The organism is Marichromatium sp. AB32, assembly GCF_003718675.1.
Taxonomy (GTDB): domain Bacteria; phylum Pseudomonadota; class Gammaproteobacteria; order Chromatiales; family Chromatiaceae; genus Marichromatium; species Marichromatium gracile.
Window position 1 is genome coordinate 1 of sequence record NZ_RHFJ01000088.1, and the last position, 8955, is coordinate 8955.

The following is an 8955-nucleotide window of genomic DNA, read 5'->3' on the forward strand; positions in this document are numbered from 1 at the left end:
ATCTAGATGTGGTAGCGGGGGCAGGATTTGAACCTACGACCTTCGGGTTATGAGCCCGACGAGCTGCCTGACTGCTCCACCCCGCAACTGAACTGTGTGCCCGCTTGGGCTGGGTCTTGCGACCCTGTCGAGCCGGTCTTGCGATCGGCGCGACGAGATGTGGTAGCGGGGGCAGGATTTGAACCTACGACCTTCGGGTTATGAGCCCGACGAGCTGCCTGACTGCTCCACCCCGCAATCGAGACCGAGAATTATAGGGACGACTGCGGAGGGGCGCAAGTCTTTTTTCCGTCAAGGTCTTTCACCCCGCCGGACACGGCACCGCGAGCGCCGATACGGGGACGCTCACAGGGTCTTGAGATACTCGAGCAGCGCGCGGCGCGCCGCCGGGGCGAGCCGGTCGCCGAAGTCGTGCCCCTGGTTGCCGTAGCCGTGGAGGCTGGTGTCGTAGATGTGCTTGCGCTCCGCCCAACTCATCGCCGCCGACTTGCCCGCGGCGAGACGCCGGTAGCGCCAGCCGAGACGCTCGGTGTCGTACTCGGGCAGCGCCTGGCCGCTGCGCTGGTGGCGCCAGAAGGCCGGGCGCGCGCCGCTCTCGAGCAGGTCGGCGAGCGTCGGCACCGCGCCGTTGTGCAGATAGGGCGCGGTCGCCCAGATACCGTCGAGCGGCGGCGCGACATAGCCCAGCCCGGGACGCGAGCGTCCCAGCTCGCCATAGAAGGAGTCGTGGAACCAGTCGAGGAAACGATCGGACTCGGCGAAGGCCGCCCGCGCCAGCGCCGGGTCGGTGCCGACCTTGCCGAGGGCGACGAGCTTGTTCGGATAGCGCCCGTCGGCGCCCTGGGTGCCGTGACAGCTCGCGCAGCGATCGGCGAACACGCGCTCGCCGACGCGCGCCAGCTCGGCGTCGATCGGATAGGGATAGGGCGGCGGGCGCAGGGTGGCGAGATAGGCGCGCACGTCGACGAACCAGGCATCGATCGCACGCGCCTCGGCGACGCTGTCGGTACAGGTGGTCGAGGCCAGGATCATGTAGCGCACATGATCACCGCGCCCCTCACCGTTGTAGAAGACCGCGTGCTTCTTGGCGAGGTGCCACCAGGGCGGTACGCTCACCGGCAGCGGGCGCGTCGGCGGCGGTGCGATCAATGGCGTGTCGGACCAGGCCAGGGTCTGCGGGTCGCGATGGGCCATCAGCGCCAGGGTGAGGTTGTTGGCCGAGTTCACCCCGACGGTGTCGGTCATCATGTAGTCGGCGATGCGCCCGATACGATCGGCCCAGCGCCGCCAGGCCGCGCGCTCGGGGCCGGGCGCGAGCCCCGCGCCGAGCGCCTCGATCGCCACCAGCGGGTCCGCGGTCAGATCGAGGAACTCGTTGCCCAGCCCGATCACCAGCTCGCCCTCGAGCGGCGCGGCATGACAGCCGAGACAGTTCGAGGTCACCAGCTCGACCCCGGCGGGGTCGACATGGGCGGTGAGCATATAGGGCAGCTCGGCGTTGCGCCCGGTACGCCCGGCGGGATTGAGCGCCGGTGCGCCCCCCGCCCCGGCGCGCGCGGCATAGGCGGCATGGGGCGGGCCACAGGTCACCACCGCGCGATTGAGCAGGGCATCGCGCCCGCGCACCGGATCGCCCGGGCGCTGCTCGGCGGCGGGGATGCGCCCGGCCTCGGCCTTCTCACCCGGACGGTCGCAACCGGCGAGCGCCAGTGCGAGCAGCATCCAGGACCAGCATCGACGATCACGCCAGCGCATCATTCACCCTCCCCGCGTATCCGCTGCCCCGGCCCGCCGGACTCGACCCAGCCCCAACCATCGATCACACGCCCCTCGACGCTGCCGGCGACCCGCACCGCCACGCCCGGCGCGATCGGCCCCGGCGCATCGTCCCAGAGCGTCAGCGCCACGGCCAGCGCCACGGCGGGGATCTCGAGGCGCCAGCGCGCCGGGTGCGTGCCGCGCTCCTGCGCCTCGAGACGCAGCTCGCGCCGCCGGAACGCGCGCACCTGACCGTCGTCAGTGACCAGCACGCAGCCCGGGATCGGTCGCCCGCCTGCCTCGGCACGACGCAGCTCGACACAGGCCAGGGTGCGGGCCTCGTCGAGCTGGAGCGTCAGCCGGGTGAGGCGCAGCCCGACACCAGCACCCTCCCCGCCCCCGGCCCAGAGATGCTCGAACCAGGCGCGCCCCTCGACCGCGCGCGGCCGGCCGTCGACGAGCAGCTGCCCGCTCACGCTCAGCCCCGGCAACAGATAGCCTTGCGGGCCGGCGGTCGTCGCCTCGGCGCCGAGGGTCGCGGCAAGCTGCGCCAGCCCGAGCGCCGGGGCGCCGCCGGCGAGCACCAGCCGCCTCCCCGCGGCATCCTCGAAGCGCAGACGCCAAGGCGGGCGCCCCGGCCCGAGGTCGAGCGTCCAGTCGCGCACCCACACCCGCGGCGGGTCCGCCGTTGCCCCGGCCAGCCCGAGCACGGCGCGGGCGCGGCGCTGCTCGAACGCGACCCCGACCGGCCCCAGCCGCTGCGACCAGCCCCACAGCAGCCGATCGCCGCGCCAGGCCGAGAGCGGAGGATCGGGCGGTGTCGCCAGGGTCAGGCGGACGACCCCCAGGGTGAGCAGATGCGCCCGTCCATCGGCCTCCTCGACCCGCGCCTGGAGCCGCCACAGCTCCAGCCCCTGGGACGGATGGGCGCCATGATCGGCGGGCAGGTCCAGCGGACCCGGCACCGCGCCGGGGGCGAGCAGCGCGGCGGCCCCGGCGAGCAGCGCAGCATCCTGCTCGACGGGGGGCGGGGGCGCCTCGCAACCGCCGAGCAGCCCGACCAGCGCCAGGATCGGCAGCCGGGCGGCGTACCAGCCTCGTCGCTCAGCGCGCCTTCCACACATAGATCGCCTCGGCCTCGGGCAGCAGCTCGCGCAGCTGCGCGAGACGGGTGGTGTCGACCGGGTGGGTGCTGAGGAACTCGGGCGGTGCCGCCCTGCCCCGGCTGGCGGCCTGGAAACGCTGCCAGAAGGCGATCGCCTCGCGCGGATCGTAGCCGGCGCGGGCCATGTAGAAGAGCCCCAGACGGTCGGCCTCGAGTTCGTGGGCACGCGAATAGGGCAGGATCACCCCGAGCTGGGCGCCGACGCCATAGGCCTGTACCGCCAGGTCGCTACCCGGCACGCCCTGGGCGCCGAGCACCGCCGAGAGCAGCCCGGCGCCGAGCCCGGCGAGCATCTCCTGGGAGCGTTGCTCGGCGCCGTGACGGGCCACCACATGGGCGATCTCGTGGGCCATCACCGTGGCCAGCCCGGCATCAGTGCGGGCGATCGGCAGGATGCCGGTGTTGATCCCGACCTTGCCGCCCGGCAGGGCGAAGGCGTTGGGGCTGGGGTCCTCGAACAGCACGAACTCCCAGCGCGCCCCGGGCAGCTCGACGACCCGGGCGATACGCCGCCCGATGCGCTCGACGCGCGCCTGCGCGGCACGGTCGCGGGCGCGCGGCAGCTCGCGCTTGATCTGCGCGAAGCCACGGGCGCCGAGCCTGGCCTCCTCGGCGTGATCGATCAGCATCAGCTGGCTGCGCCCGGTCTCGGGAGCGCTGGCGCAGCCCCACAGCATCAGCGCCAGCAACCAGGGCAGCAGCCGGCGGGCGAGCGACGAGGGGGACATCCGGGGGCTCTCTCGTGCAGTGATCATTGCAGGGCAGATGGGGACGGAGACGGCGCGCCACCACCCCGGCGCGGCGGTGTACACTGGCCATTCGACGACGCACCGCATCCCGCGGCCGGACTCCGTCGAGAGCGAGGAGATCGATGAGCAAGCTTCACATCCAACCCCAGACCCTGTGCCAGATCATCGGCAAGGTCCGCGAGTTCCAGGCCAAGGAGGAGGTGGTGCTGCCGGACGTCCCCTCGAGCCCGACCGAGGACTGGGGACTGCAGATGCTCGCCGACCACAGCGACGACATGGCGCTGGTGGCGATGACCGAGGCCATCGCCGAGATGAGCCAGCGTCAGCGTGCCGAGCTGGTGGCGCTGATGTGGCTGGGGCGCGGCGACTACGAGCTGGAGGACTGGGAGACGGCGGTCGATGACGCCATCGGCGAGTATTCGCTGCGCGCGGCGGCCTATCTGCTGGTCCACCCGATGGTCGCCGACGACCTGGAGGAAGGGCTGATCGCCTTCGGCTACTCCTGTCAGGACTGAGCCGGGGCGTCGCCCCGCCGGCGGCGGGGCGACGGGCGACTCAGTAATCGCGCAGCCCGAGCACGTCCTGCATGTCGAACTGGCCGCGCGAGCGCGCGCCGATCCAACCGGCGGCACGCACCGCACCGCTGGCGAAGGTCATGCGGCTGGAGGCCTTGTGGGCGATCTCCACGCGCTCGCCCTCGGCGGCGAACCAGACGCTGTGCTCGCCGACCACATCGCCGGCGCGGATGGTCTCGAAGCCGATGGTACGGCGCTCGCGCGCGCCGGTGTGACCCTCGCGCCCGTAGACGGCGACCTCGTCGAGATCGCGCCCGAGCGCCTCGGCCACCACCTCGCCCATGCGCAGCGCGGTGCCCGAGGGGGCATCGACCTTGTGACGGTGATGGGCCTCGATGATCTCGATGTCGACCTCGTCGCCGAGCACCCGCGCGGCGATGTCGAGCAGCTTGAAGGTCAGGTTGACGCCGACGCTCATGTTCGGCGCGAAGACGATGCCGATCGACTCGGCGGCCGCGGCAATCGCCGCGCGCCCGGCCTCGTCGAAGCCGGTGGTGCCGATCACCATGCGCTTGCCGGCGCCGCGGCAGAGTTCGAGATGGGCGAGCGTGGCCGCCGGCGCGGTGAAGTCGATGAGCACGTCGAAGTCGTCGAGCACCGTCGCCAGCTCGGCAACGAGGGTCACGCCGAGCGCGCCGACCCCGGCCAGCTCACCGGCATCGGTGCCGAGCAGCGAACTGCCCGCGCGCTCGGTGGCGGCGCCGAGCACCACGCCCTCGGCCTCGGTGACGGCCTGTACCAGCGCGCGTCCCATGCGCCCGCCGGCACCGGCCACTGCGATCCTGATGTCTGTCATGTGAAGGATGTCCTTGTTGGCGGATGACGCACCGCGCGCGGCGCGGTGCGGCGAGTGCCGGGCCTAGAGCCCCATCTTCTCGAAGAAGCTCTTGACCCCGTCGAGCCAGGAGTGCGATTGCGGGTTGTGGCGCGAGCCGCCCTCGCGGACGCTCTCCTCGAAGTCCCGCAGCAGTTCCTGCTGACGCTCGGTGAGGTTGACCGGGGTCTCGATCACCACCTTGCAGATGAGATCGCCGACCGGGCCGCCGCGCACCGGCTTCACGCCCTTGCCGCGGACCCGGAACATCTTGCCGGTCTGGGTGCCGGCGGGGATCTTCAGCATCACCTTGCCGTCGAGCGTCGGCACCTCCAGCTCGCCGCCGAGCGCGGCGGCGACGAAGCCGATCGGCACCTGGCAGTAGAGGTTGCTGTCCTCGCGGGTGAAGATCGGGTGCGGCTGCACCTGCACCTGGACGTAGAGATCGCCGGGCGGACCGCCGAGTTCGCCGCGATCGCCCTCGCCGGCGAGGCGGATGCGATCACCGGTGTCGACGCCTGCGGGGATCTTCACCGACAGCGTCTTCTCCTCCTGCACCCGGCCCTGGCCACGACAGTGCGAGCAGGGCTCCTCGATCACGTGCCCGGTGCCGCGACACTCGGGACAGGTCTGCTGGATGGAGAAGAAGCCCTGCTGCATGCGCACCTGACCGACACCGCCGCAGGTGGGACAGGTCTTGGGCTTGGTGCCGGGCTTGGCGCCGCTGCCGCCGCAGAACTGACAATCGACCTGGGTGGGGATGCGGATGCTGACATCCTTGCCGTTGACCGCCTCCTCGAGCGTCAGGCTGAGGTCGTAGCGCAGGTCGACCCCGCGCTGGGCGCGGCGCCCGCCGCCCCCGGCACGACCGCCGAAGATGTCGCCGAAGACGTCGCCGAAGATGTCGGAGAAGGAGCCGGCGCCGCCGAAGTCACCGGCGCCGCCGAAGCCGCCCGGACCGCCTTCGACCCCGGCATGGCCGAACTGGTCGTAGGCCGAGCGTTTCTTGGCGTCGCTGAGGACGTCGTAGGCCTCCTTGGCCTCCTTGAACTTGGTCTCGGCATCCGCGCCGCCGTTGCGGTCGGGATGATACTTCATCGCCAAGCGGCGAAAGGCCTTCTTGAGATCGGCCTCGCTGGCGTTGCGCTGAACACCGAGGACTTCGTAGTAGTCGCGTTTTGACATTGATTCATTCCAGCCGCAGCACGCCAGCCTCGGACGTGTTCATAAGCAGAAAGCGCACGGACGCAGAACGTCGGTACGCTTTCGCCACAAAGGTCGAGGCGGCCGCTTAGCGGCCGCTCACCTCACTTCTTGTCGTCTTTGACTTCTTCGAACTCGGCGTCGACCACATCGTCGGCACCGCCCTTGGCGCCGGAAGACTGGGCGTCCGCGCCACCCTCGGCGCCGGCCTCGCCGCCGCCGGCCTCGGCGTTCTGGGCGTAGAGTCGCTCGGCCATCTTCGCCGAGGACTCGCCGAGGGTCTTGGTCAGCGCCTCGATGCGCTCCTTGTCCTCGCCACCCATGGCCTCCTCGAGGTCCTTGATGGCGCTCTCGATCGACTCGCGCTCGCCGCTCTCGACCTTGTCACCGAGCTGCTCCATCGACTTGCGGGTCGCGTGGATCATGGTGTCGGCCTGGTTGCGCGCGGCGACCAGCTCCTGGAAGTGACGGTCGTCCTCGGCGTGGGCCTCGGCGTCCTTGACCATACGCTCGATCTCGTCGTCGGACAGACCGGAGGAGGCCTTGATGACGATCGACTGCTCCTTGCCGGTGGCCTTGTCCTTGGCCGAGACGTTGAGGATGCCGTTGGCGTCGATGTCGAACTTGACCTCGATCTGCGGCACGCCGCGCGGCGCCGGCGGGATGTCGGAGAGGTCGAAGCGACCCAGCGACTTGTTGCTCGCGGCACGCTCGCGCTCGCCCTGGAGCACGTGCACGGTGACCGCGGTCTGGTTGTCGTCGGCGGTGGAGAACACCTGACCGGCGGAGGTCGGGATGGTGGTGTTCTTCTCGATGAGCTTGGTCATCACGCCGCCGAGGGTCTCGATGCCGAGCGACAGCGGGGTGACGTCGAGCAGCAGCACGTCCTTGACCTCGCCGCCGAGCACGCCGCCCTGGATCGAGGCACCGATGGCCACCGCCTCGTCGGGGTTGACGTCACGGCGCGGGGTCTTGCCGAAGAACTCCTCGACCTTGGCCTGGACCTTGGGCATGCGGGTCTGGCCACCGACCAGGATCACCTCGTCGATCTCGCCGGCGGTGAGACCGGCGTCCTTCAGCGCGGTGCGGCAGGGCGCGATGGTGCGATCGACCAGCTCCTCGACCAGCGACTCGAGCTTGGCGCGGGTGAGCTTGAGGTTGAGGTGCTTGGGACCGCTCTGGTCGGCGGTGATGTAGGGCAGGTTGATGTCGGTCTGCTGGCTCGAGGACAGCTCGATCTTGGCCTTCTCGGCGGCCTCCTTGAGACGCTGCAGCGCCAGCGGATCGTTGCGCAGATCGACGCCCTGCTCCTTCTTGAAGGACTCGACCAGGTGGTCGATGATGCGCAGGTCGAAGTCCTCGCCGCCGAGGAAGGTGTCACCATTGGTCGAGAGCACCTCGAACTGGTGCTCGCCCTCGATCTCGGCGATCTCGATGATCGAGATGTCGAAGGTGCCGCCACCGAGGTCGTAGACGGCGATCTTCTGGTCGCCGCGCTGCTTGTCCATGCCGTAGGCCAGGGCCGCGGCGGTCGGCTCGTTGATGATGCGCTTGACATCGAGCCCGGCGATGCGACCGGCGTCCTTGGTGGCCTGACGCTGCGAGTCGTTGAAGTAGGCCGGGACGGTGATCACCGCCTCGGTGACCTCGGCGCCGAGATAGTCCTCGGCGGTCTTCTTCATCTTCTGCAGCACCTTGGCCGAGATCTCCGGCGGCGCCATCTTCTTGCCGCTGACCTCGACCCAGGCGTCGCCGTTGTCGGCCTTGACGATCTTGTAGGGGACCATGTCCTTGTCCTTGCTGACGACCGAGTCGTCGAAGCGGCGGCCGATCAGACGCTTGACCGCGAACAGGGTGTTGGTCGGGTTGGTGACCGACTGACGCTTGGCCGACTGGCCGACGAGCACCTCACCGTCGTTGGTGTAGGCGATGATCGAGGGGGTGGTGCGATCACCCTCGGCGTTCTCGATGACCTTGACGCTGTCGCCCTCCATCACCGCCACGCAGGAGTTGGTGGTGCCGAGGTCGATACCGATGATTTTTCCCATGACTATCGTCTCCGAATTGTGTCGTATGGCGCCTTGGCGCCTGGCTGTTCGATCAGTTGGGGGAGCCCCCCAGGGCGTTCAAGCGATGCTCAGGCGGGCTGCTGGGAGACCAGCACCAGCGCCGGGCGCACCAGGCGGCCATTGAGCATGTAGCCCTTCTGGATCACCCCCACCACGGTGTTCGGCGCGACATCCTCGCGCGGCTGCATCGACATCGCCTGATGGAACTCGGGGTCGAAGGGCTGATCGATCGGGTCGACCTGCGCCACCCCGAACTTGTCCATCACGTCGCCGAGCAACTTCAGCGTCAGCTCGGTACCCTCGCGCAGCTTGGCGACATCGGCGCCCTCATCCTGCGCCGCCTGATGCCCCAGTTCGAGACTGTCGCGCACCCCCAGCAGCTCGCGCACGAAGCCGTCGAGGGCGAACTTGTGCGCCTTCTCCAGCTCGTTGGCGTGACGCCGCTTGAGATTCTCGCCCTCGGCGTGGGCGCGCAGCAGTTGCTCGCGCAGCCTCTCGGCCTCGGCGCGCGCCTCGGCCGCCTCGGCCAGCGCCGCGCCGAGCTCCTCGGCGCTCGGCGCCGCCGGCTCGTCGGGGGCGACCTGCTGCTCGCCCTCGGGGGCGCTGTCCTCGACCGGCGTCT

General features: G+C 70.2%; 8 protein-coding genes and 2 tRNA genes. 1 reads left to right on the plus strand and 9 read right to left on the minus strand.

Annotated features, from left to right (window positions below):
• Positions 1-9: 9 nt before the first annotated feature.
• The 5 genes from EBL85_RS15945 to EBL85_RS15965 all read right to left on the minus strand — a co-directional run bounded on the left by EBL85_RS15945 (position 10) and on the right by EBL85_RS15965 (position 3651).
• Positions 10-86 (minus strand) — tRNA-Met (locus tag EBL85_RS15945).
• Between the two features lie 74 nt (positions 87-160).
• Positions 161-237: transfer RNA gene (locus EBL85_RS15950), tRNA-Met, on the minus strand.
• Between the two features lie 108 nt (positions 238-345).
• Positions 346-1758, minus strand: coding sequence for a c-type cytochrome (locus EBL85_RS15955; RefSeq protein WP_223806175.1), 1413 nt, complete (start codon positions 1756-1758; stop codon positions 346-348).
• The gene (locus tag EBL85_RS15960) at positions 1755-2882 is read right to left on the minus strand and encodes a lipocalin-like domain-containing protein (protein ID WP_123143424.1); all 1128 of its coding nucleotides are present in this window, start codon (positions 2880-2882) and stop codon (positions 1755-1757) included. Before EBL85_RS15960 ends, EBL85_RS15955 begins: the two co-directional genes overlap by 4 nt.
• Positions 2863-3651 carry a M48 family metallopeptidase gene (locus EBL85_RS15965; RefSeq protein ID WP_123143425.1) on the minus strand — a complete coding sequence of 263 codons (789 nt, stop codon included), beginning with the start codon at positions 3649-3651 and terminating at the stop codon, positions 2863-2865. Before EBL85_RS15965 ends, EBL85_RS15960 begins: the two co-directional genes overlap by 20 nt.
• Before the next feature lie 143 nt (positions 3652-3794).
• On the opposite strand from EBL85_RS15965, the gene EBL85_RS15970 reads away from it, so the two are divergent.
• Positions 3795-4187: a DUF3775 domain-containing protein gene (locus tag EBL85_RS15970; protein WP_123141365.1), complete on the plus strand. Its 393-nt coding sequence runs from the start codon at positions 3795-3797 to the stop codon at positions 4185-4187.
• A 40-nt stretch (positions 4188-4227) separates the two neighbouring features.
• Here EBL85_RS15970 and dapB read toward each other — a convergent pair whose 3' ends face one another.
• The 4 genes from dapB to grpE all read right to left on the minus strand — a co-directional run.
• Entirely contained in the window at positions 4228-5043 is an 816-nt protein-coding gene (gene dapB, locus EBL85_RS15975) for a 4-hydroxy-tetrahydrodipicolinate reductase (RefSeq protein WP_123141366.1), read from the minus strand.
• Between the two features lie 63 nt (positions 5044-5106).
• Complete coding sequence (gene dnaJ, locus EBL85_RS15980; RefSeq protein ID WP_123143426.1) at positions 5107-6246, minus strand: molecular chaperone DnaJ; 1140 nt, start codon at positions 6244-6246, stop codon at positions 5107-5109.
• 122 nt (positions 6247-6368) lie between these two features.
• Positions 6369-8312 carry a molecular chaperone DnaK gene (gene dnaK / locus EBL85_RS15985; protein ID WP_123143427.1) on the minus strand — a complete coding sequence of 648 codons (1944 nt, stop codon included), beginning with the start codon at positions 8310-8312 and terminating at the stop codon, positions 6369-6371.
• Between the two features lie 89 nt (positions 8313-8401).
• Positions 8402-8955, minus strand: a 554-nt coding sequence (gene grpE, locus EBL85_RS15990; protein ID WP_123143428.1) for a nucleotide exchange factor GrpE, incomplete at its 5' end; no start/stop codon positions are given.